The organism is Bdellovibrio sp. HCB-162, assembly GCF_047344985.1.
Taxonomy (GTDB): Bacteria; Bdellovibrionota; Bdellovibrionia; order Bdellovibrionales; family Bdellovibrionaceae; genus Bdellovibrio.
The window spans coordinates 738,034-762,709 of sequence record NZ_CP178861.1; the positions used below are offsets into that span (position 1 = coordinate 738,034).

General features: G+C 45.8%; 26 protein-coding genes. 15 read left to right on the forward strand and 11 right to left on the reverse strand.

Annotation, left to right across the window (positions count from 1 at the left end; genetic code table 11):
• Window positions 1-16 precede the first annotated feature (16 nt).
• From ACLSSO_RS03650 to lipA, 5 genes are all read right to left on the reverse strand, one after another.
• A complete protein-coding gene (locus ACLSSO_RS03650; protein WP_413944088.1) occupies window positions 17-898 on the reverse strand; it encodes a DUF72 domain-containing protein in 882 nt (293 codons plus the stop codon).
• Between the two features lie 79 nt (window positions 899-977).
• A complete protein-coding gene (locus ACLSSO_RS03655; RefSeq protein WP_413944089.1) occupies window positions 978-1,409 on the reverse strand; it encodes a DUF3011 domain-containing protein in 432 nt (143 codons plus the stop codon).
• A 168-nt stretch (window positions 1,410-1,577) separates the two neighbouring features.
• A complete protein-coding gene (gene lpdA, locus ACLSSO_RS03660) occupies window positions 1,578-3,005 on the reverse strand; it encodes a dihydrolipoyl dehydrogenase (protein WP_413944090.1) in 1,428 nt (475 codons plus the stop codon).
• The gene (locus ACLSSO_RS03665; RefSeq protein ID WP_413944091.1) at window positions 3,005-4,657 is read right to left on the reverse strand and encodes a 2-oxo acid dehydrogenase subunit E2; all 1,653 of its coding nucleotides are present in this window, start codon (window positions 4,655-4,657) and stop codon (window positions 3,005-3,007) included. The genes lpdA and ACLSSO_RS03665 overlap by 1 nt, the downstream gene beginning before the upstream one ends.
• A 30-nt stretch (window positions 4,658-4,687) precedes the next feature.
• A complete protein-coding gene (gene lipA, locus ACLSSO_RS03670) occupies window positions 4,688-5,617 on the reverse strand; it encodes a lipoyl synthase (RefSeq protein WP_413944092.1) in 930 nt (309 codons plus the stop codon).
• A gap of 187 nt (window positions 5,618-5,804) precedes the next feature.
• Here lipA and sfsA point away from each other — a divergent pair, with 187 nt between their 5' ends.
• The gene (sfsA, locus tag ACLSSO_RS03675) at window positions 5,805-6,533 is read left to right on the forward strand and encodes a DNA/RNA nuclease SfsA (protein WP_413944093.1); all 729 of its coding nucleotides are present in this window, start codon (window positions 5,805-5,807) and stop codon (window positions 6,531-6,533) included.
• Window positions 6,534-6,564: 31 nt separating this feature from the next.
• Here the strand turns inward: sfsA and ACLSSO_RS03680 are convergent, their stop codons facing one another.
• Complete coding sequence (locus tag ACLSSO_RS03680; protein ID WP_413944094.1) at window positions 6,565-6,981, reverse strand: CBS domain-containing protein; 417 nt, start codon at window positions 6,979-6,981, stop codon at window positions 6,565-6,567.
• Between the two features lie 198 nt (window positions 6,982-7,179).
• Here ACLSSO_RS03680 and ACLSSO_RS03685 point away from each other — a divergent pair, with 198 nt between their 5' ends.
• The 3 genes from ACLSSO_RS03685 to ACLSSO_RS03695 all read left to right on the forward strand — a co-directional run bounded on the left by ACLSSO_RS03685 (window position 7,180) and on the right by ACLSSO_RS03695 (window position 9,947).
• Window positions 7,180-7,932 (forward strand): murein L,D-transpeptidase catalytic domain family protein, encoded by a 753-nt coding sequence (locus ACLSSO_RS03685; RefSeq protein WP_413944095.1) that lies wholly within the window; start codon window positions 7,180-7,182, stop codon window positions 7,930-7,932.
• Between the two features lie 177 nt (window positions 7,933-8,109).
• Complete coding sequence (locus ACLSSO_RS03690) at window positions 8,110-8,877, forward strand: class I SAM-dependent methyltransferase (protein ID WP_413944096.1); 768 nt, start codon at window positions 8,110-8,112, stop codon at window positions 8,875-8,877.
• Between the two features lie 20 nt (window positions 8,878-8,897).
• Entirely contained in the window at window positions 8,898-9,947 is a 1,050-nt protein-coding gene (locus ACLSSO_RS03695) for a lactonase family protein (RefSeq protein WP_413944097.1), read from the forward strand.
• Between the two features lies 1 nt (window position 9,948).
• On the opposite strand, the gene ACLSSO_RS03700 is transcribed toward ACLSSO_RS03695, so the two are convergent.
• Window positions 9,949-10,326: a HEPN domain-containing protein gene (locus ACLSSO_RS03700; protein WP_295901718.1), complete on the reverse strand. Its 378-nt coding sequence runs from the start codon at window positions 10,324-10,326 to the stop codon at window positions 9,949-9,951.
• A gap of 142 nt (window positions 10,327-10,468) precedes the next feature.
• Window positions 10,469-11,263, reverse strand: coding sequence for a DsbA family protein (locus ACLSSO_RS03705; protein WP_413944098.1), 795 nt, complete (start codon window positions 11,261-11,263; stop codon window positions 10,469-10,471).
• Window positions 11,264-11,406: 143 nt separating this feature from the next.
• Here ACLSSO_RS03705 and ACLSSO_RS03710 point away from each other — a divergent pair, with 143 nt between their 5' ends.
• The 6 genes from ACLSSO_RS03710 to eno all read left to right on the forward strand — a co-directional run bounded on the left by ACLSSO_RS03710 (window position 11,407) and on the right by eno (window position 16,524).
• Window positions 11,407-12,042, forward strand: a complete 636-nt coding sequence (locus tag ACLSSO_RS03710) for a hypothetical protein (protein ID WP_413944099.1) — start codon at window positions 11,407-11,409, stop codon at window positions 12,040-12,042.
• Between the two features lie 190 nt (window positions 12,043-12,232).
• Window positions 12,233-12,511, forward strand: a complete 279-nt coding sequence (locus ACLSSO_RS03715) for a cytochrome (RefSeq protein ID WP_340590396.1) — start codon at window positions 12,233-12,235, stop codon at window positions 12,509-12,511.
• Window positions 12,471-12,986 (forward strand): cupredoxin domain-containing protein, encoded by a 516-nt coding sequence (locus ACLSSO_RS03720; RefSeq protein WP_413944100.1) that lies wholly within the window; start codon window positions 12,471-12,473, stop codon window positions 12,984-12,986. The genes ACLSSO_RS03715 and ACLSSO_RS03720 overlap by 41 nt, the downstream gene beginning before the upstream one ends.
• A gap of 18 nt (window positions 12,987-13,004) precedes the next feature.
• Window positions 13,005-14,114 carry a CpaF family protein gene (locus ACLSSO_RS03725; protein WP_340590399.1) on the forward strand — a complete coding sequence of 370 codons (1,110 nt, stop codon included), beginning with the start codon at window positions 13,005-13,007 and terminating at the stop codon, window positions 14,112-14,114.
• A 156-nt stretch (window positions 14,115-14,270) separates the two neighbouring features.
• On the forward strand, window positions 14,271-15,263 hold the full coding sequence (locus ACLSSO_RS03730) for a hypothetical protein (RefSeq protein ID WP_413944101.1): 993 nt from the start codon (window positions 14,271-14,273) through the stop codon (window positions 15,261-15,263).
• Window positions 15,256-16,524, forward strand: coding sequence for a phosphopyruvate hydratase (gene eno, locus ACLSSO_RS03735; protein WP_295902211.1), 1,269 nt, complete (start codon window positions 15,256-15,258; stop codon window positions 16,522-16,524). The genes ACLSSO_RS03730 and eno overlap by 8 nt, the downstream gene beginning before the upstream one ends.
• Before the next feature lie 77 nt (window positions 16,525-16,601).
• On the opposite strand, the gene ACLSSO_RS03740 is transcribed toward eno, so the two are convergent.
• The gene (locus ACLSSO_RS03740; protein WP_413944102.1) at window positions 16,602-18,038 is read right to left on the reverse strand and encodes a catalase; all 1,437 of its coding nucleotides are present in this window, start codon (window positions 18,036-18,038) and stop codon (window positions 16,602-16,604) included.
• On the reverse strand, window positions 18,028-18,525 hold the full coding sequence (locus tag ACLSSO_RS03745) for an ankyrin repeat domain-containing protein (RefSeq protein WP_413944103.1): 498 nt from the start codon (window positions 18,523-18,525) through the stop codon (window positions 18,028-18,030). Before ACLSSO_RS03745 ends, ACLSSO_RS03740 begins: the two co-directional genes overlap by 11 nt.
• A gap of 442 nt (window positions 18,526-18,967) precedes the next feature.
• Here ACLSSO_RS03745 and ACLSSO_RS03750 point away from each other — a divergent pair, with 442 nt between their 5' ends.
• From ACLSSO_RS03750 to ACLSSO_RS03765, 4 genes are all read left to right on the forward strand, one after another.
• A complete protein-coding gene (locus ACLSSO_RS03750) occupies window positions 18,968-19,273 on the forward strand; it encodes a septum formation initiator family protein (RefSeq protein WP_295902219.1) in 306 nt (101 codons plus the stop codon).
• A gap of 99 nt (window positions 19,274-19,372) precedes the next feature.
• On the forward strand, window positions 19,373-19,672 hold the full coding sequence (locus ACLSSO_RS03755) for a helix-turn-helix domain-containing protein (protein WP_295902221.1): 300 nt from the start codon (window positions 19,373-19,375) through the stop codon (window positions 19,670-19,672).
• A gap of 54 nt (window positions 19,673-19,726) precedes the next feature.
• Window positions 19,727-22,294, forward strand: coding sequence for a DNA polymerase I (gene polA, locus ACLSSO_RS03760; RefSeq protein ID WP_295902224.1), 2,568 nt, complete (start codon window positions 19,727-19,729; stop codon window positions 22,292-22,294).
• 174 nt (window positions 22,295-22,468) lie between these two features.
• Entirely contained in the window at window positions 22,469-22,915 is a 447-nt protein-coding gene (locus ACLSSO_RS03765) for a hypothetical protein (RefSeq protein WP_295902227.1), read from the forward strand.
• Window positions 22,916-22,945: 30 nt separating this feature from the next.
• On the opposite strand, the gene ACLSSO_RS03770 is transcribed toward ACLSSO_RS03765, so the two are convergent.
• Window positions 22,946-23,578: a hypothetical protein gene (locus tag ACLSSO_RS03770; protein WP_295902229.1), complete on the reverse strand. Its 633-nt coding sequence runs from the start codon at window positions 23,576-23,578 to the stop codon at window positions 22,946-22,948.
• 103 nt (window positions 23,579-23,681) lie between these two features.
• On the opposite strand from ACLSSO_RS03770, the gene ACLSSO_RS03775 reads away from it, so the two are divergent.
• Window positions 23,682-24,665, forward strand: a complete 984-nt coding sequence (locus ACLSSO_RS03775; RefSeq protein ID WP_413944104.1) for a flagellar basal body-associated FliL family protein — start codon at window positions 23,682-23,684, stop codon at window positions 24,663-24,665.
• Window positions 24,666-24,676 lie beyond the last annotated feature (11 nt).

Below are 24,676 nucleotides of genomic sequence, written 5' to 3' on the forward strand. Positions count from 1 at the left end.
CTCAAAAAAAGCACTGTCAAATTTCTTGGGTTTTTTTGACTTTAAGAAGCTTCATCAGCGTTTGAGCGTCCTCTGGCGCCCGGACTTTGATATCGTTGTCGAAATAGACATAGACGTCTCTTTGTCGTTTCTCGACGGGGAGATCGACAACATTCAAAGCATCTTTTGGAAGTTTTCCTTTGGACCAGATTTTAATTCGGTCGGCCCACCAATTCAGGGTTTCAATATCGTAACCGCTTTTGTAAATCTCCTCATCGCCGTGCAGACGTAAGTATAAAAAATCAGCGGTGACATCTTCGATATAGGGCCATTTCCCGGCCGTATCGGCGAAAACAATTGCGATGTTGTATTTGCGAACAAGCTCAATAAAAAACGGATTTTCAAAACTGTGATGGCGGATTTCAATCGCGTGCCGCAATTCACGGGATTGTTTGCGAAGAGCCGCGGGATATTCAGGTGAAAAGCGGTCAGATTTGTCAGAAAGTTTTGCAGCTTCTGAAAACGTGCGTGGTAAAAGTTTAAAAAATGTTTCTAATCGTTCTTCATTGTAAAGAAAGCTCGGCGGGAACTGCCAAAGAAAACATCCCAGTTTGTGATCGAGATACAGAACGCCTGACGCAAAGAAATTTGCCAAAGGCATTTCGATCTCACGCAAACGGCGAATGTGCGTAATGTACTGGGGACCTTTGACGGAAAAAACAAAATCCTTCGGCGTTTCTGAATACCAGCGTTGATATGATTCCGGTTTTTGATAGTGATAGAATGAGCCATTGATTTCAATGGAAGAAACCTGTCTGCTGGCATAGGCGAGTTCTTTTTTCTGCGGAAGATCTGCGGGATAAAAGATCTTTCTCCACGGAGGATAAAGCCAACCTGAAATGCCGATTCTGATTTCCATTTTTTAAAAGTAACTGATTTGAAAATAAAAAACCCGCAGAATGCTGCGGGTTTTCGATTTGTAAGAATGTATTCACCAATTAGTACTGATGAACAATTTCAAACGTGGCGCTGCAACCACGGTCAACCCAAATGCGATTGCCGTAAACGCCTGTTGTGCGTCCCCAGATGCAAGCATCGTAAGAATGCTGAGCCCAGATGCGGATTTCAACAAGTCTGTAGTCGTTGAAGTAGCACTCGTTATAACGGTAGTTATAAGACGTGCATGTCACATGCTCATACGAATAATTTGGTGGTGGTGGATACGGAGGATAGCCTGGATTTGGACGTGGCTCTGGGCGAGGATCAGGGCGCACAGGTCCCGGACCTGGATAAGGATCAGGACGACCTGGAGGACGAGGTCCCGGTCTTACATAAGAGGTATCCGCGTTATTCATGTTGTCATTGATATCGGCATGCGCCAATGGTGCCAAACCGCACACGATTAGCAAAGCCAAGAACATATTTTTCATTTTTCCCCCAAGAAAAGTGTCAATGTGGCTCTTTTTTTATTTGTACCAAATATTGTGCACAAATGATGCCGAAAAAATCGGTGTCGTGAAGGGACCTGTCAAAAAACGAAAAAAAAGCTCAGAGGATTTCTCCACTGAGCTTTTGCAAAGAACATTTTATTTCAAGAACTACTTATTAAGTGGCTTTTGAATGATGTGGATCGCGTGACCCAAAGTCGCTTCAGCTGCTTCCATCATTGTTTCACCCAATGTTGGGTGAGGGTGGATAGAAAGAGCAAGATCTTCAATGCGTGCACCCATTTCGATGGCAAGCACAGCTTCAGAGATCAAATTCGAAGCTTCAGGACCCACGATGTGAACGCCCAACAAAACATGTGTTTTCTTGTCAGCGATCATTTTCACGAAGCCATCTGTTTCCATCATGCTCACGGCACGACCGTTCGCTGCGAATGGGAAACGAGACACCAAAAGATCTGTGTGACCTTTCGCTTTTGCTTCAGCTTCTGTCATACCTGCAGATGCGATTTCTGGATCTGTGAAGACAACAGCTGGAACTGTTTTCGCATCGTAAACGCGGTTGTGACCTGCGATCACTTCAGCCACAAGAACACCTTCGTGAGACGCTTTGTGTGCCAACATTGGTTGTCCTGCGATATCGCCGATAGCAAAAATGTTTTGAACATTTGTTCTGCGTTGAGCGTCTACTTTGATAAATCCACGCTCATCCACAGCGATGCCAGCCGCTTTCAAGTTTGCTTGGTCTCCGTTAGGACGACGACCGACAGTCACAAGAATCTTGTCGCACTTAACGACTTCATCTTTACCGTTGATTTCAACAGTGACTTCGTAGCCGTCTTTCACTTTTTTCTGACCTTTGGCTTTTGCACCGTACATGATGTTCACGCCAGCTTTGTTCAACTTACGAACAACGATCTGTGCGCAATCTGGATCAACAACGCCTGCAAGCAAGGAAGCTTGAGCTTCGATCACAGTCACTTCTGTGCCCAATTTTCTGAGGTAAGAAGAAATCTCAAGCCCAATATAACCACCGCCGATAACAGCGATGCGTTTTGGAATCGTATCAAATGCCAAAGCGCCTGTAGATGAACAGATATCTTTTTCATCAAATTTGAAACCAGGGATTTCAATCGGACGAGAACCTGTTGCCACGATGAAGTACTTCGCTTGAACAGACTCAGTCCCCGCAGAGGATTTCACTGTGATTTCTTTAGAAGTTTTAAATTCAGCATCACCTTTTAGAACAGTAACGCCATAACCTTTAAGAAGTTGGCTCACTCCGCCTGACATTTTGTCAGACACAGATTGTTTCCACTTCACAAGCTGTTTCATATCAACGTCGATGCCGCCTTTGATATTCAAGCCCATTTCTTTGAAATTATGTTGAGCTTTGTGCAAAAGGTGAGTCGCCGTGATCATGGCTTTAGAAGGAATACATCCTACGTTTAAGCACACGCCACCCAAGAATTCTCTTTCAACGACAGCTGTTTTAAATCCAAGTTGTGCAGAGCGGATGGCAGCAACATAACCGCCAGGACCCGCACCAATTACTACTACGTCAAAATTTTGCGCTGCCATTAGATTAGCTCCACCAACATTTTACCTGGGTTTTCAATACGAGCGATAAATGCTGCCAAGAAACGAGCCGCAACCGCGCCGTCGATCAAACGGTGGTCCGCTGTCATTGTGTAGTTCATCACTTTGATCGCTTTCAACTGGCCATCTTTGATAACCGGTTTTTCATCGATCTTGTACATACCAAGAATCGCCACTTCAGGATGGTTGATCACTGGAGTTGCATAAGTGCCGCCGATAGAACCGATGTTTGTCACAGTGATAGTTGCACCCTTCATTTCATCTGGTTTCAATTTACCGTCACGCGCACGCTTAGAAAGATCCAAGATCTCTTTAGAAATTTCCAAGATGGATTTTTGGTCTGCATTCTTGATTACAGGAACAACAAGTCCGTTTGGAGTGTCCGCTGCAAAACCAAGATTGAAGTATTTTTTGTAAACGATTTCACCAGCCGCATCGTCGATAGACGCATTGAACATTGGGAATTCGCGGATTGTCGCGATCAAAGCCTTCATCACGATTGGAAGATAAGTGATCTTCGTTCCGTGTTTCTCTGCATGCTCTTTCAAAGATTCACGCATCGCCACCATCGCATCCACTTTCGCTTCATCCATAATAGTGAAGTGAGGGATCACGTGTTTAGAACGTTGCATGTTTTCAGCAATCTTCTTACGGATACCAACAAGAGGGACGCGCTCTTCAGCCGCACCCGCAGGTCCTTGGTAAGAAGGTTTAAGAATCGACATACCCGGAGCCGCAGGAGCTTTTGCTGATACTGGAGCCGCGCCGCCACCTTTAGCAGACAATACATCTTCACGAGTCACGCGACCCGCAAGACCTGATCCACCCAAAGAGTTGATATCAACACCCATTTCACGCGCCAAACGACGAGTCGCTGGAGTTGCCAAAACTTTTGAATCAGCGACAGGCGGGAATATCGCGCCGGGCGCAGGATGTGCAGCAGCGACAGCTGCGGAACTGGACTGAATCGGAGCATGAGCCGCCGCAAAGTTTGCGTGTGCAGAAGCAGGAACTTCACGTTGTGCACCCGCTGGAGCTTGAGGAGCTGGAGCCGCAGCACCTGCGCCACCTTCAAGCGTGATCATTGTTGAACCAACTTTAACCACATCACCAGATTTGAATTTTAAATCTTTAACCACACCAGCTACTGGAGTTGGAACCTCAACAGTTGCTTTGTCAGTCAAAACTTCTGCAATCGCTTGATCTGCTTTGACAGAGTCGCCTGGTTTTACCAACCATTTTACCAATTCACCTTCAGTAACACCTTCTCCCAATTCTGGAAGTTTAATATCTTGAACTTTGCCGTCACCCGCTGCAGGAGCTGCCGCTTGAGGAGCCGATGCCGTTGGTGCTGCAGGTTTAGAAGCTGCTGCCGCTGGAGCAGAAGCTGTTGCGCCTGCGCCATCTAGAGTGATCATCGTTGCTCCGACTTTCACAACATCGCCTGATTTAAATTTCAAATCTTTAACCACGCCAGCGACTGGAGATGGAACCTCAACAGTTGCTTTGTCAGTCAATACTTCAGCGATAGGTTGATCTGCTTTTACAGAGTCACCTGGTTTTACCAACCATTTTACCAATTCACCTTCTGTAACACCTTCGCCAAGTTCGGGCAGTTTTACGTCAGTTGCCATGTTGAGAAAGTCCTTTCTGCATTTAGATATCTAAAAAACGTTATTTAATTCTTTATTCAATTCCGCAGCTTTCTTTTTTTCGATGATTCCCTTCATAAAGAATTCACCGGCACGGTATGAGCTGCGCACCAACGGACCTGAAGCTACGTACAAGTAACCCATGCCCTCGGCCACCTTTTGCCACTCTTGGAATTTTTCCGGAGTGACGTAATCCACTACTTTGAGATGTCTTGGCGTGGGTTGCAAGTACTGACCAAAAGTCACCACATCGCAGCCAACTCCACGAAGATCCTTCAGTGTTTGAAGAATTTCTTCGTCGCTTTCTCCAAGACCCAGCATGATCGAAGATTTCGTGTAGCGAGTCGCATCGCGCTCTTTCACCATCTCCAAAACACGCAGGCTTTGACGGTAGCCCGCTCGCGGGTCCCGCACCTTTGGTGTTAAGCGTTCAACAGTTTCTACGTTGTGCGCATACACATCAGGTTTTGCGTCCGTCAATTGGTTCACAAGGTTTTGATCGCCGCGGAAATCTCCCGCCAAAATTTCTACGATCAAATTCGGTGCGAGTTTTTTCAACGTCGTCACCGTGCGCGAAAAATGCTCAGCCCCTTGGTCTGGCAAATCGTCTCTGTCGACCGTCGTAATGACGATGTACTCAAGACTCATTTGCGAAACCGAGTAGGCGACCTTTTCAGGTTCAAAAGGATCTAAAACTCCTTTTGGATTTCCGGTCTTCACGTTGCAGAAGCGACAACCGCGAGTGCAAACCTCGCCCATGATCATGATTGTTGCCGTTCCGCCAGACCAACATTCGCCAATGTTTGGGCAGCGCGCTTCCTGGCAAACTGTGGCCAGTTTCAAATCGCTCATCATCTCCTTGATGCGTGTGTAATTTTCGCCGGAAGGCGCACGCACTTTCAGCCACGAAGGCTTTGGAGTAATTGGCTTTTTGACCGTCATAGTTTGTCCTTTATGAACACTCCCTTCTAGTCCCGTCATAGAGCATTTGCACTTAATTACGCCATGCATTAACGCGAAGAAATGCACGGGGTTTTTGCATTATTCGGAGTTCCAAGGAAAGCCATCGACAAATTCGCCGGAAAACGACTAATTTGAGAGTGAAATTAAGGCCTTCGAAGGGACTCCTATGAAATTTACTCGCAAGTTACAAGAAGGAATCTTCCTGCAACGCTATAAACGTTTTTTTGCCGACATCGAGTGGCAAGGGCAAAAAATCACGGCCCATTTGCCGAACACGGGGAGTTTGAAGAGCGTCAACAACCCTGGTCAGCACTGCCTGTTCTCTGAAAGCGACAATCCGGAACGTAAGCTCAAGTTCACATTGGAGATGATCAAGTCTCCGGCAGGGGCGTGGGTCGGAGTCAACACGGCGACACCGAATATTATTATGCGCGAAACCTTAGAGCGCGTCGTTGGTCATCCAGAAATTGTCGGTACTTTTGCTCATTGGGCTCATTATGATGAAGCCAAGGCGGAATACAAAATCAATGGCGAGACTCGTTTGGATTTCGTTTTAAAAAAGAAGGATAGCGACAAACATCACCATATCGAGGTCAAGAACGTCACTTTGAATGAAGATGGCATTGCGAAATTCCCCGATGCGGTTTCAGAGCGTGGGCAAAAACACTTGCGCGAGTTGATGTCCTTGATCGATCAGGGACACACTGCAGAGCTTGTGTTCACGGTTCAGCGTCATGACTGTGGAAGTTTTGCTCCGGCAGATCATATCGATCCCGAGTATGGAAAATTGCTGAGAGAGGCCTACCATAAAGGAGTTCGAATTTCTCCTTTGCTCGTGGATTTGAGTCCCGATTCGGTGGAATTGTCAGAGACTCTTTTACCGCTGAAATTTTAATAGAAGGGCTGCAGCGGCAGCCCTTATTTTTTTAGTGATGAGCGATATTTGAAAGAGTGTCGTGAGTGATGTTAGCGTCATGTCCTTTGTTGGCCAAGTCGCCTAAACTCACCATGCCAACCAGGCGTTTATTTCTATCAACGACAGGCAAGCGGCGATGCTGACGTCCTGACATTTTTTTGCTGACCTCTGCAATATCATCGTCGTCGTAACAGTAGTTAATTCCTTCACTCATCACTTCTTGGACTTTTGTTTTCTTAGGATCTTTACCTTTTGCCACCACACGAATCGCGATGTCGCGGTCTGTGAGCATGCCGATCATTTTATCGTCTTTCTCAACGGGAATAGAGCCGCAATCTTCCTGCTCCATCAACCGCGCAGCTTCGTCGACGGTGTGAGAAAAGTTAATCACCTTTGCTTTAGGATGCATGATTTCTCGAACGATCATAGGGAATCTCCTTTTTGAAAAAAGAATAAGTCCGTTTCCCTCTGAAAGATTCGTTTATTTGAGGTCTTTGTTAAGTGTCTAAAAACCTCACACTTTCCCTCTGAAAACGTGTCGAGAATTCAGTCGTTTCTAAAAAGTTTTAAGTTTTAAAAATGAACAGCCGATTTGCTCTGTGTAACCACATGGAGGATTGGCACGATGTCTTTCTCACCTACAAAAGTCTTGTTCGCAACAGCAATGATGCTCGCTCTTTCTGCCTGCGGTCCTGGCATTCCTGTTTTACCGGATGATCCAAACAACGAGCCGGCTGCTTCAGCTCCGAGTGACACTAACAACGCGGAAGGTTCCACGGATATACCATCCACGACTCCGGAGGTTCCGGTTGTGAGCCCTCCGGCAACGGCGGATACGCGGGAAGAAATTTTGAAAATGTACGACTACGTCGATCCGACACATATCGTGCCGACTCAGAAGCTGGAAGATGCCATCGTTTATTTTCATAAAAATAAATCTTCATTTAAAAATCAGTCAGTGATTTCCGTGATTGATTTTAGTCAGAAGTCGACACAGAAGCGTTGGTACTTCATCAATATGAGTACGGGGAGTGTGTGGAATATTCACGTCGCTCACGGCAAGGGCTCTGACAGCAATCACGATGGGTTTGCAGAGAAGTTCAGCAACGTCTCTGGTTCCAATGCGAGTTCTTTGGGTTTTTATAAAACGGCCGAGACTTATCAGGGAAGCAATGGCTATTCTCTAAGACTCGATGGTCTTTCAACAACGAATTCCAATGCGCGCCCTCGTGCGATTGTCGTGCACGGTGCTTCGTATGTTCAGGATTCAGCAGTGATTCAAGGTCGCAGCTGGGGATGTCCTGCAGTTTCAACAACGAATCGTGATAAAGTGATCAATATGATCAAAGGCGGAAGCCTTATTTACGCCGCAAACTAGTCTGCCGGGTTTTCGGCGGCTCCCGAAATACCAACAAGACGCTTGCCGGGATCTCGGCAGGCGTCGTCTCATCTCAAAATAAAGCTGTTTTCAGAGGGAAAAATCTTGGCACCGCCTGTGCTTTTAAGACTGTCATCACGTTGATCTGCAACGATCAGCAAAAACTAGGAGACAGTTATGAGAGCATATTATCAAGGTTACGTAGGTCGTCACAACAGTCGCATTTCCAACAATCCAAACACTGTGAAAGAGACTTTGAAAAACATTCTGCCACTCGGCGGATTGATGGAACGTGACTGTGTTGATTACTTACCATCGGTTGTAAATGGATTTTTCCCGCATCCCGTCGGCATGAAAGCTTTGGATTTGGGCTCTGGTCACGGAGTCGCAGCAATGGCTTTGGCGGAACTGGGTTTTCAAGTGGCGGCTTTTGATATGCACCGCAGTTCGATTTCCATCGTGCAAAAATTTGCATTGAAACAAGAGCTGAATATTTCTTTCGGCATGGGCGGCATTCTGCAAGTGGAACAACTCAATCAAAAGTTTGATTTGATTCATGACTATGATTGTTTGACACAAATCACTTGTTCAGCAAAACGTGCTCACTTCCTCAATGCTGTCAGAAATTCTTTGGCGACAAATGGAAAGTTCGTTTTAAAGACAGCGGCTTTGAGTCCCGGTTTCAGTCCGGAAGACAGCTTCGAATCTATTTTCTTAGATGAGAATTACACTTTGTGGAGACAAACTCCCGAGTGTGATGTGGAGGGTGTTGTAGAAAAAGGTGGAAAATTCTGGACGGCACAAAAACGTGTGGCTCCTGTAGAAATGATTCGCCAAGAACTCAAAAACGCAGGCCTTGAAATCGTGATGGAAGAAATCGAAACTCCTCGCGGCAATCATCCTGCGATTCTAAGACTTGTTTTGACTAGCGCCCAAGGGCGCTAGTTTTTCTTTGCGAGATATTTATGAAACATCTTCTTTTTCTTTTATCACTTCTAGGTTTGGTTGGTTGTGGTTCTTCTTCTCGCCATGCGCCTCTCCCGAAAAAAGCGCAGTTTGCGTATATCTTAAACAGTGGTGACGATACGATCAGCCAATACAAAGTGTCTTCATCAGGGGAGCTGATTCCTCTCGCCACTGCGACGGTGGCAACAGGTGTTTTTCCGGCTTCGATGGTGATGGACGTAAATCAAAAATATCTCTATGTTGCAAATGCAAACGACGATACGATTTCTCAGTTTGTTATTGGCAGTGATGGCGCTTTGACGGCTTTAGGATCTCCAATCGCAACAGGTTCAACGCCGCAAGGATTGAGTGTTTCGTTAGATGGTCGTTTTCTTTATGCGATGAATTTATCAGGTGAAAGTATCACTCAGTACGCGATTGGTGCGAGCGGCGAACTCACTCTTGTCGCAACCAAGGCGCATACGGAAGGTCCGATGAATTTAACTTTTTCTCCTTCAGGAAAATTTGCTTATGTTGTGAACGGTGACACCAGCATTTCGCAATTTTCTGTGGCGTTAAATGGGACACTTGCGCCTTTGACTCCGGCAACGATCGCCTCGTCGGGATGTCCTTCAGGCCCCTTGGGTACGACACAGACAACGGCCGGTGAATTTATTTATGTTTTAAGCTGCTTCACGGAAGAAGTAGAGGTTTTTTCAGTTAGAGCGAACGGCGGTCTCACGTCTCAGGAAATCGTAAAGACGGGACTAAGCCCTCAAGGAATGATTGTCGCTGGAAAAAACCTTTATATCGCAAACTCTGGCGAAGGCACGCTTTCAATGTTTGCGATCCAGACGAATGGAAAATTGGCGGCACTTTCGCAACCAACAGTGAGTGCCTCGTATACGCCAGAAACTTTAGCCGCCGATGACGTGTCCGCTTATGTGATCGATTTTATGGACGGCAAGGTTCAGCAATACACCGTAAAAACAAACGGAGAGCTGACGATTTCATCTCACTCTCCGGTGGCAACGGGAACAAGCCCGATTCGAATCTTACTGAAGTATTAAACTAGAGCAGACGAAGCTGTTCGCCGACGAGTTTTTTAAGATTCTCAACGTAACCCATGTATTCTTCCATATCCAAACGCTCATCATCATGAATGTGGGCGTTTGTTGCGTTGTACGGAGTCAATTCAATCACGTCGGCATGCGAAGAAATCGCAGAGAAGTTGTGCTCTTCAAGAGTCGACATCAAAGCATCTAAATCATGATCGTCTTCCGGATATTGAAGACCGCGCATATCACAAAGAGCTTTCAAATATTTCTCACAAGCTTGCGCTAAGTTGTAGCCGACAAGTTCATGCTGCTTTTCATCGTGAAGATGTTTCTTTGCGAGATCGAGATCGTCTTGAGCTTTGAGGATAAGTGATTTTGCATGTGCGCTCATAGGTGATCTCCTTGATGAGAAGGTTATGAACCCACTTTATGCGGACTTGGTCTAGTTGGCAAAAATAAATATCGTTTAAACATAAAAAAAGCCCCCGGGTTTGCCGAGGGCTTCGTAAGTTATTTTCTTTTAAGAAAACTTCTTATTTTCCACCTTTAAGGTGACGTTCGATGATTTCTTTGAATTCAGAGAACGGATAAGCACCACGAAGAGAAACACCGTTGATCAAGAAACCAGGTGTTCCAGAGAAGTCGAATTTACGAGCTTCAGCCATGTCTGCTTCGATACGCTTAGTGATCGCTTCGCTGTTCAAGTCTTTTTCAACTTTTTTAACGTCCGCGCCTACTTTTTTAGCAGTCTCTTTCAAGAAAGCTTCTTTTTTGCTGCGAAGTTCGCCTTGGTTTTCGAATACCATGTTGTAGAACTTTTCAGCTTTTGCATGATCTTGCATTGCAATAGCTTCGAAGTATCTAGCTGCAGGCATTGCCATTGGATGGAAATCCAAAGGAAGGTGTTTGTAAACAACACGAACGTCTTTTGGATAAGCTTTCATAACTTCATCAACTGTCGCATGACCTTTAGCGCAGTATGGGCACTCGAAGTCAGAGTATTCAATGATAGTGATTTTAGCGTCTTTAGGTCCGAAGATAACGCGGCCTTCTTCAACAACAGCTTGCAATGGTTTTGCGAACTCTTCGTCACGCTTTTTGCCTTCTTCTGCAACGGCTTTCTCTTGAGCTTTACGTTGAGCATTTTGAGCAGCTTTGTTCACCACTTCAATGAATTGCTCTGGATCTTTTTCGATAGCTACGAAAACGATGCTTGGATCTTTTTCAACGGCTTCTTTGAGTTGTTTTGCTGATGGAGCACAATTCACTAAAGAAAGTGATGTGACAACCGCGAGTGCGCTAATTCCAAAAAACTTAAGTGCTTTCAATGTTTCCTCCGAGATGGATGATTAAAGTTTTAAGCCCTTTTATTTGACATTATTTTTAGTTTAGAGGGAAGGAAAAAATCCCAGTCCAAAGTCCGGCTCATTCTGGCCTTGAATCACTCTGCCAGGTCTTTAAACTTATGTTTATGAAAAAAGCAAATTTCCTTTTAACAATGTTCACCTTTGTATTTTGCATGCAAGCCCACGCCGGCTTGCTTTTTAACTACTCACAACTGGCACTGAAAGATTTGGATCAAATGAATAAATTGGTCAGTGACAAAGTGAAAGAATCGAAAAAGACGGGGAGCGGTAAAGCGGTGCCATTGAAAGAAGCACTGCAGGCTGTCTATTCTCGTCCTAACGATGATGACATGATTGAAAAAATTGTCGCTCCGTTGCGCAGCAATTTAGATGAATTGGAGTCCTGGGAAAAAACTGTCAGTCAATTAACTGACGAAGCGATCAACGCTTTGAAAAATCCTCGGGCTTTTAAACCGGTCGTGCAAGTGACCTATGTCATCTTCTTGGAAAATTTGATGGCGGAGGTCAAACCGTATCTGAAACAAGAAGGCTTCGAGAAGAAGATTGTCGAACGCATTCGTGATGCGAAGATCGAAGTTTCTAAAGAAGCGACCAACGAAAGAAAGCTGCGCATGATGAAGGACACGGGTTCTCCGTCGCAAATCGCTGAAAAAATCTTGAATCAAAGTAATGAAAAGCCCGCAACTGACGCTTCGGCCGCTGCGGCTTCGTCTGAAAGTTCGTCAGAAATCGAAAAATAATTGCCGCTTTCGGCAGTTTTTTCCCTCGACCGGACTGGTCGTGAGTCCTTTTCGACTCTCGACCAGCGTCAAACGATAGATCTCCTCAACTCTCGAAAAATCGCCTCAAATTGACTCAAGTTCTAGTGAACTCCTACCGATAAAAACAACATGGAGAGGGCTGGATGCCCCGAGCAATTAGGAGGATTCGATGTTTCTTCAAGGCGATTTGCAAATAGTGTTTGATGCACTCTACTCAGTGGGCGCTATCGACCCTGTTTTGAAATTGGATTGGGCCGAAGTGACTAAAGAGATGATGTCCCAGCCACAAATCGTCAGCGATGCGTTTCAAATGATCAACGCGTGCAAAGGAAACAAAGATCTTCTTATTCAAAAGCTCCACATGATGGATCCAAGATCCGTGAATTATATCGCTATGGAGGTTGCGCGTGAGTTCTGCGAATTTCAAGATCGTACAGAGTTGCACTAAGATTGCGTTGTTGCTTCTTCTTGCGGCTCCGTCGGCTCAAGCCCTCGAGGTCGATTTCTCTCGTCGCCAAGTGGATTTCAGCCGTGTGAAAAACGAAGATCGACTTCCTGCGAGCATTAAAGAAGATCAATCCGATATTATTTTAAGCAAGGTGTTTGAGGCGGTCGAGCCGACTCAAGACATCGTGATCATGAACACTGACAAGGGCTTTGTCCCGGATACGGTTCGCCTTAAAAAAGGCAGCAACTACCGTATTCACGTCGTGAATGTGAACGGCAAAGAAAAGAACGTGAGCTTCGTGCTCGATGCTTTTTCTGAGCATCACAACACGGTTTTCGGTGAGCAAAAAACTTTTTATGTGACTCCTAAAACAGACGGAATTTTCTCTTACCAATGCCCTGAAACAGCGGTGCAAGGAAAATTCATTATTTATTCTGATGTAGGAAGCTCTGACAGAAAACCTGCTTCCAACTAATTATGGAGAAGTGCGCCCATGTCGAACTCGGATGTTTTCAAACAGACCATTCAGCAGAATCTAGGTCCTGTTTTGAAGTACCTCGATGACAAGGGTGTTTCGGAAATCCTCGTTAACGGACACAAAGAAATTTTCGTCGAAAGAAAAGGGAAGCTCGAAAGAGTTCCTGAATCTTTCCCTTCTGAAGATGACTTGCGTGCAGCGGTCAACAGTATCGCCCAAAGTGTCGGCCGTCGTATCGACGATGAATCGCCACGTTTGGATGCGCGTCTTCCCGACGGTTCCCGTATTGCAGCGGTGATTCCACCGATGTCACGCAAAGGGACGACATTATCTATTCGTAAATTTACAAATAATAAAATCACTTTCGCTGATTACATCAAATTCGGCGCGATCACCGAAGACGGTGCAAGGTTCCTGGACATCTGCATGTTCCTGGGAAAAAACATCATCGTGTCGGGTGGTACGGGTTCCGGTAAGACAACTCTCTTATCTCTTCTTTGCACGCGCATTCCGAAGGGTCAGCGTGTGATGGTGATCGAGGACTCTTCAGAGTTGCAAGTCGATTACGAACACGTCGTGATGTTTGAAACTCGCCAAGCCGATCAAATGGGTAAAGGCGAAGTGTCGATCAAAGATCTTTTAAAAAGTGCTCTTCGTCTTCGTCCAGACCGCATCATCGTCGGTGAGGTTCGTTCAAGTGAAGCCATGGAACTTTTGAATGCCATGAACACGGGTCACAAAGGTTGTATGGGTACGGTGCATGCGAACACACCTGAAGATGCGATCGTGCGTTTGGAAGCCTTGGCTCAAGGTGGTGATGCAAAAATCAGCGAGAAGGCCTTGCGCTCGCAAGTCGTCTCCGCGATTGAAATCATCATTCAGGTCTCTCGTTTCTCTGATGGTTCCAGAAAAATTTCCCATATCAGCGAAATCCGCGGATTCAACCCGGATGGCTCCTACAACGTCGTTCCAATTTTCGAAATGTCACGCATGACTCGCCGTCCCGACGGAACATTGGAAGGTCGACTTCAAGCCACAGGCAACATCCCGTTGTTTATGGACGAAATCATCGACAACAACCTCCCATTCCCCAAAAGCAAATTTAACAAGCCCCAAGCCGCTTAAAAGGTGCCAGGGGATTTTTTACGTCTATACTGCGTCATCGCTGTGACGCGCTGTGGACGCAAAAAATCCCCTGGCACCTTTTAAGGTGTTTATTGCAGAGGGAAATTACGCTAAGACTTCTTCGTGCACTTTAGTTGTAAAATATCAAACGCAGTCTTGAATATTTTGGAGGAGCAGGGTGAAGACCTGACGCCTCTTTATGAGCAGACTCACCTTCCGGTGGAGTTGCTCCGTGACCCGTCGTATTGGATCAGTGCTCCGGATATGGAGGACTTCTTACAACTCACTTTGCGTCTTCCGCTCAAGCGCGATGGAAATATTTTGCAACGAGCAGGTCATGATGGACCGACGCTGCGTTCGTGGGGTGTGCTTGATAGCGTTCTGCGCATGATGCCTCGCCCGCAAGAGATCTTCAATCAGCCGGAGCAATTTCTTTCGTACTTCATTTCGCCAAAACCGCCGATTGAAAATCTTCGTCGTGATGAAGTGAGCATTTCATTTGATCTGCCATTGCCGGCGGAGCAGTACCCACTTGTGACGACGTATCTCAAAGCCGCGTTTGAATCTTTGCCTGTGTACGTGGGGCAGCCTCCTGCGATTTGTGATTGGCAAGGTATTACGATCAAACTCAATTGGTCGACTCAGCAAAATACGATCTTCAGTGAAAACGTCGGTCACCAAGTCAGTCCGGCACTTTTCCAAAGCCTGATTGAAGACCTGCAAAGAACTCAGCGTGAGCGTGAAGACTTGCAAAAGTACGTGGGTGATCTTGAAGAAAGAATCCGCGATTTTGAAAAATTAAAACTCAAAGAGACGGCTCAGGTTGAAGTCGAAATTGAATCCAGCAAAAAACCATCGTTGCTTCCGCAAGAAGGTTCCTTGGCGCATTTGAGTTTTGATAGTGAGTCACCTGCCTATGTGCTCAATCAAAACTTGGCTCGCATGCACGACTACATGGTGCGCGCACAGCAGCTCATCACAATGCTCGTTGCTCAAGGAAAGATGACTCCGGCGGTGAAAGAAGCCATGAGACGCGTGGATTGGGAACATGTGAAGACTCAATACCCGCGCACCGTTTTTGAGAGTATGGAATTAGTTAAAAAAGTAAATAAACAGAACTCCGAGAAGGAAGGAAATCATCATGTCTGAAATCGTCAGCGTCGTATCTCGTGAAATCTTGGACAGTCGTGGAAATCCGACGGTTGAAGTTGAAGTGACAACTGCCGACGGCAATATGGGTCGCGCTGCAGTTCCATCAGGTGCTTCAACAGGTGCCCATGAAGCTTGCGAACTTCGTGATGGAGATAAAAATCGTTTCTTGGGTAAAGGCGTTTACAAAGCCGTTGATAACGTTCGTGAAAAAATCGCTCCAGAGATCTTGGGCCTTCAAGTGACTGAGCAAGTTTACATCGACAAAGTTCTTCGCGAAATCGATGGCACTGAAAACAAATCAAACTTGGGCGCGAATGCGATCTTGGGTGTGTCATTGGCTGTAGCAAAAGCGGCAGCTGCGGATTCAAAACTTCCTCTTTATCGTTACGTCGGTGGTTCACAAGCTTGCCGCTTGCCAGTTCCATTGATGAACGTTTTGAATGGTGGAGCGCATGCTGATAACGGTCTTGATATTCAAGAATTCATGATCGTTCCAACAGTGAATAACTCTTACGCGGAATCTCTTCGCGCAGGCACTGAGATCTTTCACACGTTGAAAAAAATCTTGAACAAAAAAGGTCTTTCAACGGGCGTCGGTGACGAAGGTGGTTTTGCTCCGAAGTTGACTTCAAACCAAGAAGCTTTGGATCTTTTGATGAGCGCCATCGTTGATGCGGGTTATGATCCAGGTCAAAACGTGTTCTTGGCTTTGGACGTTGCTGCGACTGAAATGTTCAAAGACGGAAAATACGAATGGCAAGGCGGCCATATTTCTGGCACGGAACTTTTGGGCATCTACAAATCTTGGACAGAGAAATATCCTCTTGTTTCTATCGAAGACGGATTCTCTGAAGACGACTGGGATTCATGGGTGAAGGCGACTTCTGAACTTGGCTCTACAGTGCAACTTGTTGGTGACGATCTTTTCGTAACAAATCCAAAACGTTTGCGTATGGGCTTAGAGAAAAAAGCGGGGAATGCGTTGCTTGTGAAAGTAAACCAAATCGGAACTTTGACGGAGACGTTTGAAGCCGTGAACTTGGCGCAAAGAAACAAATATCGCACCATCATGTCTCACCGCTCTGGCGAAACTGAAGACGTGACGATTGCGGATTTGGCTGTGGCACTGAACTGCCATCAAATCAAAACAGGAAGCTTGTGTCGTGGTGAGCGTACTGCGAAGTACAATCAACTTCTTCGTATCGAAGAAGACTTGGGTGGCATGGGAATGTACTGGGACAAAGCGGCTTTCCGCTAATTGTTTCTGGAAAATGAGTTTCAAAGAAAAGGCGATCTATCACAGATCGCCTTTTTTATTTTTACATCTTCAAAAAATTATTTAATGCCTAACTTTGTTTGAATGCGCGTACCGTAGTCGGGATCACATTTCGCAAAGTGCTGGATGTTCTTAAGCTGCAACTCCACAGGCAAACCTTTCATCGTGCCTGCGATATTGCTTGTTAAACGATCCTTCTCAGCTTCAGTGAGAATACGATACAGGTTTCCAGCCTGAGTGAAGTCATCATTGTCCTTGTGGGAATCATAACGATCCACGGCGCCACTTAAAGCCAAGGGTGGCTCACGGAAGCGGGCCTCTTGAACAGGGCCATTAAATCCATTCGGTTCATAGTTGTCCTGCTTTCCGCCGTTGCCATCAAAGCGCATGCTGCCATCGCGGTGATAACTATTTACCGGAGCTAGCGGGCGATTCACAGGCAGAGCTTGATAGTTCACACCCAAGCGATAGCGGTGAGCATCGGGATAAGCAAACAGTCTGCCTTGCAGCATTTTATCAGGAGAAAATCCAATTCCCGGAGGCACGTTGCTCGGAGAAAACGCGGCTTGCTCTACTTCCGCAAAATAGTTTTCAGGATTGCGGTTGAGCTCCAAGATGCCAACATCGATTAATGGAAAGTCTTTATGAGGCCACACCTTCGTAAGATCAAAGGGATCAAAAGAAGTTTGTTCCGCTTGGCGCTCTGTCATGATTTGCACCTTCAAAGCCCAACGAGGAAATTCTTTTTTCTCAATCGCCTCAAAGAGATCACGTCCTGCATAGTCAGGATCTTTCCCCGCAAGCTCAGTCGCTTTTTCTACGGAAAGATTTTTAATCCCTTGCAGAGATTTAAAATGAAACTTCACCCACACGCGCTCGTTATTTGCGTTAATCAAACTAAACGTGTGACTGCCATAACCATTCATAAAACGATACCCGTCGGGAATGCCACGGTCGCTAAAGAGGATAGTAATCTGATGAAGAGCTTCCGGAGCCTTCGACCAATAATCCCACATGCGGAAAGGATTTTTATATCCCGTTTGCGGATCACGTTTCTGCGAGTGAATAAAGTCCGGAAACTTTAAAGGATCGCGCTCAAAAAACACCGGCGTATTATTGCCAACCAAATCCCAGTTGCCTTCTTCAGTGTAAAACTTCAAAGCAAAGCCACGAGGGTCCCGTTCGGTATCCGCAGAACCTTTTTCTCCTGCAACAGTAGAAAATCGCAAAAATACGTCTGTCTTTTTGCCAATTTTCGAAAACACAGAAGCTTTCGTATAGCGAGTGATATCGTGAGTCACAGTAAAAGTCCCATAAGCCCCAGAGCCTTTCGCATGCACCACACGCTCAGGAATACGCTCACGATTAAAGTGCGCGATCTTTTCAATCAAATGATAATCCTGAATCAAAACCGGCCCACGAGGTCCCGCCGTTTGCGAGTGTTGATTCTCAGAAACCGGAATACCCGCTGAAGTAGTCAGTGTCTTAGTACTCATGTTGTAGTTCTCCTTTAAAAGGTGTCAAAATTCGAAACCAAGCTTTCAAGCGACGAAAATTTTTAGACTTCTGTGATTGCGGAGAAGTGGTAGTCAGTAAACGAACCATAGACTCGCGCCCAAAAGCCTCCGCGTACATAAGAGCCGTCTGATTATTATTGTTCTGAGCAAGAGGATCAGCGCCAGCAGCCAAAAGCAGACGAGCAATCTCATCATGACCTTTAAAAGCCACACCCATCAAAATGGTACTGCCACCCAAATCCCGAGAGTTCACATCAGCGCCATAACGAATCAACTGAGGAACAAGAAGAAGATGCCCATTATAAGCAGCCAGCATCAACAAAGAATGCCCTTTATGATTTTTAAGATTAGGATCGCCACCCTGAGCAAGATAAAAAAGAACCCGCTCAACATTCCCAGCCCGAACAAACTCAAAAACCTCAGGCTCCACCGAAGCCGTCCGCAAATAATCAGCCCACTTCCTCATAAGACCTCCAAGTCACATAAGTAAGATCGGCGATTTAAGCACATAAATCGAATCGATAGTTTATATAAACGATATAGATTTAAACTATGAAGGAAAAAGCCCTAAAAACGATGTAGACGAATTGAATAGAAACAAAAAAGCGCAAGCCAGGAAAACCACGCAAAAAAAGAAACACGAGATCCTACAAACCCTGTGCACCATTGTTCCTACTTTATTCTTGCCGGGAAACGAGGAAGTCTTGATTGGCTGGGGTAGGCTGCAAGCGAGTTCCGCAGCGCCAAGAACGATCGGCTATTGCAATCAGAAAACAAAGAAGCAAAAACATCGAAGCCAGCAACAGACAACAAAGCGCGAGGACTGTCCGAAGCCTTGCAGCCTACCCCAGCCAATCAAGACTTCCGTCGCGTAGCCACGGACCAGAAACCAAAGTTAGACTAACAACATGTCGTACACAAAGTTCGCAGTAGGTCTCCGTCGTTTCTTAAATCATCCGGGTCGCGTCGCAGGCGTCTGCATGATCGTTTTCGCCGTCTCCATCGTTCTCAACGGTAACGTCTTCCGTTTATGGGGACTCCACCGAGACATGGATCGCATTAACGCAGAGATTCAGCAAACTCGCGAAAACATTGCGTCTCTTTCGGGACAACTAAAGCAGGCTAAAGATCCAGCATTTATCGAGCGTCAGGCTCGCGATAAATTAGATCTGGCCGGTGAACACGACCTTGTCTTTGTTTTCCCTGAACAATAGTCCATAACCCATCGCATTAAGGCGTGCTAGTTGGCTATAATACAACTAGTATTCTGACTCTAATCACCACTACTTTATGAAGTGAATTTAGGGGTTTATATGGTTGATAATCATTCATTGGACTGGAACAAAGAAGCTCTTCGCGCTCTACGCCTTCGCATGGGTTGGAGCAGATCAGATCTCGCTCGCAGACTTCATTGTTCCGCTGAAGAAGTCGACTCTTGGGAAGAAGGAATTTCCAATATCGAAGCCAATATCAAAAATGAACTGGAATTGATTCTTCGCCAAGCGGAAGAGTGCTGTGATGAAGTGATGTACACTCCAGCGGCAGAAAATGAGTGTGCTAAGCAAGCTCTCGCACAAATTGATTTTTCACGCGTCAAACTAGACTTAGAGTAATCGACAACAAAGCTCTCCCAGTGTTAGGAATATGTTTTCGCACTGGGAGACAAAATGAAAAAACTCTATCTCGTGGACGTCAGTGCCATGTTTTTCCGAGCGTATTATGCAATTCGCTCTTTGACGGCTCCATCGGGTTTACCTGTCAACGCCATCTACGGATTTTTATCGATGATGATCAAGCTTCTCAAAGAAGAGAAGCCTGAGTACCTAGTTTTTTGCTACGATCGTAAAGAGCCTTCATTCCGCAAAGATTTATACGACGGCTACAAAGCCCATCGCAATGAGATGCCGGAAGACTTGGCCAAACAAGTTCCTTACATCAAAAAAATCGCTGAACTTTTGGGAGTGCCTTCTTACGAAGTCGCGGGTTTTGAAGCCGACGATATCATTGGCTCATTGACGAAGTGGGGCCGCCATCACGACATGGAAGTTTTCATCGTGAGCGGTGATAAAGACTTTGGGCAGTTGATCAATAAGCACGTGTGGCTCTACGACACCATGAAAGATGTACGTTACGACGCTCAAGGCGTTTTCGAAAAGTGGGGCATCTATCCAGAGCAATTTATCGACTATCTTTCTATCGTAGGCGACGCCTCAGATAACGTGCCGGGCGTTAAAGGCATCGGCGAAAAGGGTGCGATCAAACTTCTGGAGCAATTTAAAACGCTCGAAAATATTTACGAGAATATCGACAAGGTTGAGAGCAAAAGTGTTCGTGAAAAACTCATCGCCTCTAAAGACAATGCTTTCTTGTCAAAGAAGCTCGTCACAATCTCCACAGACGTTCCTGTTTCCGATGACTATAACAGCTACAGATTGACGCCGTTGCATACCGAAGAGTTGCGCGCGCTTTTGCACGAGTTGAATTTTAAATCCTTCGAAAAAAGTTTATTCGGAGCAACGACTCCAGACGTGGCCGCTCCTGTTAAAAAAACAGTGGAGATGCCCGCTGTCGGAATTCCTGAAGGAGAAATTCAGCCGACTCTCGTGATTGCGAAAGACGACAAAGAATTTCAGGAAAGAACAATCACAACGAAAGAACTCGCTGCTGTTTTGAAAGAAAACCAAGTTCTTTGGGGGTTCTCGGATACACGCGGTGTCTTTGTCGGAACCGAGCAAGAACTTTTTGAAGTTTCCGATTTTGAATACCTTGGAAAACTCACAGACACGTTCCACATTCGTTGGAGCGGGTTTGACCTAAAAACTTTCTGGCATAAAATCGGCGCAAAAGATCCCATCGCAGGATGGGATTCTCAGCTGGCTGCTTACGTGCTCAAAGCCGGTGATGCTGCGGATTTTGGCAAGATGTATACAAAGTACATGTTGGAAACTTTGCCGGATCTGGCTCCGCCATCGGCTCTTTATAATGCGCATAGAAATTTCGCAGCGACATTATCTGGACAGCTCAAGTCCCTTCACGGGGAAAAGGTTTACCAAGAGTTAGAACTTCCGCTGGAGCGAGTTCTTCTTTCCATGGAGCGCTGGGGAATTCGTATCGACAAAGATCTTTTGGCGAAACAAAGTGCAGAGCTTGAAACTGAAATCGCTGCTCTTGAAAAACAAATTCACTCTGAAGCCGGGGAGACTTTCAATGTTGGAAGCCCTAAGCAGTTGGGTGTGATTCTGTTTGAAAAGCTGAAACTGCCTGCGGGTAAAAAAACAAAGACGGGTTATTCGACGGGAGAAGAAGTTCTTACGGAGCTTGATCATCCTATTGCAAAACTAGTTTTGAAATGGCGTGAACTTTCCAAACTCAAGTCCACTTACGTTGATGCCTTGCCTGAAATGATCAGTCCTAAGGATGATCGTGTGCATACAAGATTCAATCAGGCACTTACGATGACGGGACGCCTTTCAAGTACGGATCCGAACCTACAGAATATTCCTATCCGCACGGCCCGCGGTCAGCAAGTTCGTCAGGCTTTTGTGGCGGCTCCAAGAATGAAATTGTTGTCGGTGGACTACTCACAGATCGAGCTTCGTATCTTGGCGCATATTTCAGAAGATCCGAATTTGATCAAAGCCTTCCAGGAGGACTTGGACATTCACTCCGCAACCGCGGCAGAAATCTACGGACTTCCTTTGACGGAGGTCACTTCAGAACTCCGTCGTTCCGCAAAAGCCGTGAACTTCGGTATTGCGTACGGACAAGGTGCTTTCGGTCTTGCAGAGAACCTCGGAATCTCCCGATCAGAAGCCAAAGAGATTATTGATCGTTACTTCGCTCGCTTTAAAAACGTGCGGGACTATATCGAAGGCACCATCAAAACGGCTCATGAACAGGGTTATGTAGAAACATTGTTTGGTCGTCGTCGTTACATCGAAGAGCTTCAGTCTAAAAACATGATGCTGAAAAAATTCGGGGAGCGTGCTGCGATCAATGCGCCTATTCAAGGAACCGCGAGTGACCTCGTGAAAAAGGCCATGATCGAAGTTTACGAAAAAGTTCCAGTGCGTATGCTTCTGCAGGTGCATGACGAATTGATCTTTGAAGGAACGGAAGAAGACTTGAATAAGCACACTCCGGAGCTTGTTTCTATCATGGAAAACGTCACTCAGTTGAAAGTGCCTTTGAAAGTGAATTACGCTATTGGCAACAACTGGGATGAGGCTCATTAATCGCGAAGTTCACTGCTTGTGAACTTCTGGTTTGTTCTTCGTCACAACGAAAATTTTGTTATTAAAAGGGCTTCGCAAGAGGCCCTTTTTCTTTATATTCATTCTGGCAAGCGTCTTTCCAGGCACACCCGTTGCTATTTTCTAGGGAACTTAAACCTTATGAAGGAAATAGTTATGAAGTTTTTAAATAAAGCTCTTTTAGGAATGATCACAGTAATGCTCGGGATGGCTTCTTTCGCGAAGGCCGCTGAAATCGTTTGCGTAGGAACCGATGGTGCTGGTCAGAACTTCGCGTTGCAACTGAAGCTGGAAAAAGGCATTCGCACGGTGAGCGGCGTTTTAAAAGCCCAAACAGTCAAAGGCATCAAAGTTATTAGCAAGAATGCAGGGCTCGCGGACCTCTATGGCAAAGAACCTGATTGGGAGACATTGCGATTCGACCGCGATCTTTATGTTGAATCTGATGAGGTATTTATGAACCTCTCAAAAGTCGCTCGTCAGAAATACGAAGGTGAGCTGTGCGGTCCGCATAATAACATCACTATTGGCGGAGTGCAGTTCACGTCAAACGACTGCTTGAATATCAGTTGCAGATCCAAAGGATTAAGCTCCTTAAGATAATAAAAAAGGCGGCCTTATGGTCGCCTTTTCTTATTCTGTTTCCCAACCCACAACTCTTCCGCCTTCAAAGTACACATAGCGTGTCTCTTTGCGAAAGCCTTGGGTTGTTGAAACCTGCCGCTGATATTTCCAGCGCTCGTTTTTATAGATCGGATTTCCCGAAACTTCGACACCCATAGGCTCACCCCAAGAACGTCGAACGTAATCTTGTGGCATTCCCACTGCGATATCTTGGGTTTCAATCAAATCTTTCATCTCCTCTTGAGGAGCTTGGGATCTTGACCAGATGTTATTGCGGTTGATCCACTGTTGGCGTCCCTCGATGGAGGGGATAGACAAAAAGCTGACTTTTTCAGAATCATTTTTAAGCCACGGAAGAATCTTGGAATATTGTTCTCTTTCTTTTTTAGAACTGAGAGAACGCTCCAACTGGCGAAGCTGTTGACGGGTTTTAATCTCTTCAAGGTCCTCAGAGTTTAAGGACGCCGGATCTTTTCCAAGTTCATAGGCGGTTTGACGTGTTTGGCGGTCATAACCGGTATTACGATCTTTTTGTTCCACATAAGGAATGCCCTCTTGGTATCCACTTCCAGCAGATCTTTGAAATTGCGCGCACCCTAATGTCGATAAAGCAACCAAAACAAACGGAAAAAAGGCTTTCATCAAACTCTCCCTAAGTATCCATCCTAGCCGATGGAGTCTCGTTTATAAATTGTTCTTGCGACGTATTTGGTTCTTTTCTTACAATCGTCTTGGGGAGATCAGCTTGGTAGACAACGAAAGTACGACCAAAGTAGAGGATGAAAAAAAGGACGGAGCGCCGGAGGCGGAATCCGAAGAGCTTCTCTCGCTTGAATCCTTGGACTCTATCATCGCCGATGCCGACCCGGAGTTTTCTCAAGCTTTGAATGAAATCGGCCCCGATGATCCCGCGAATGTAGAAATTTATAACGAAGGCCTTGAACTAGAATACACCTTGGCTGACGAAGTGAAACTTTGGAAGGAAACTCCAGGGCGTCGCCAGAAGCTTGTTAAAATTTTTCCGTTTCTTCCTGCTATTTCCTTCAAAATAAAAATGAAGCGCACAGCGTTTCGTTTGAGCTGGGCGAAGTGGAAAGAACAGGCTGTTTATCGAATTAAAAATGCCGGACCGCTATTGCTTGCGTGGCTGAAAAATCAGCTAAAAAAAATGAAGGCCGGATTGGGCGCAGCACTTGCGGTCTTTAAGTCTTTCTCGACAGTCAAAAAAATCGCTTTTATGGGACTGGTTGTCGTCACAGGACTCGTCAGTTTTGTCCTGTATAAGATGGCGACAAAAGGGCTGCTTCCTCCTGAAGAAGATCTTTTTGTTTCCTCGATGGCCGATTGGTCTCAGCAAAAAAATCAGTATGATCCGAAAACGGAAACCGAATCTTTTTACGAGTCCACGCGCACGTCACAGAATATTCTGCTGATGAAGAAAATGACGGTGAACTTGCGCCGATCTGCAGAGGCGGGCCCTAATCCCATGGGAGCTTTTGAATTTTACGTAGAAGGCACGGCCTCTGAAGTCGTTGTCGAAATCAAAGACCGTGAACCTGAAATGGAAGATCTTTTCCTGCGGACGATCGAAGAGATGACATTCGATCAACTATCCACAGGGGAGGGGAAAAAACTTCTTTGTGACAAGTTGCGCAAAGAAGTGAATAAGGTTCTGACAAAAGGTTATGTCAGAAGAATCTTTATTAAGACGGCGATTATTAAGCCTTAGAAGCTGCTTCA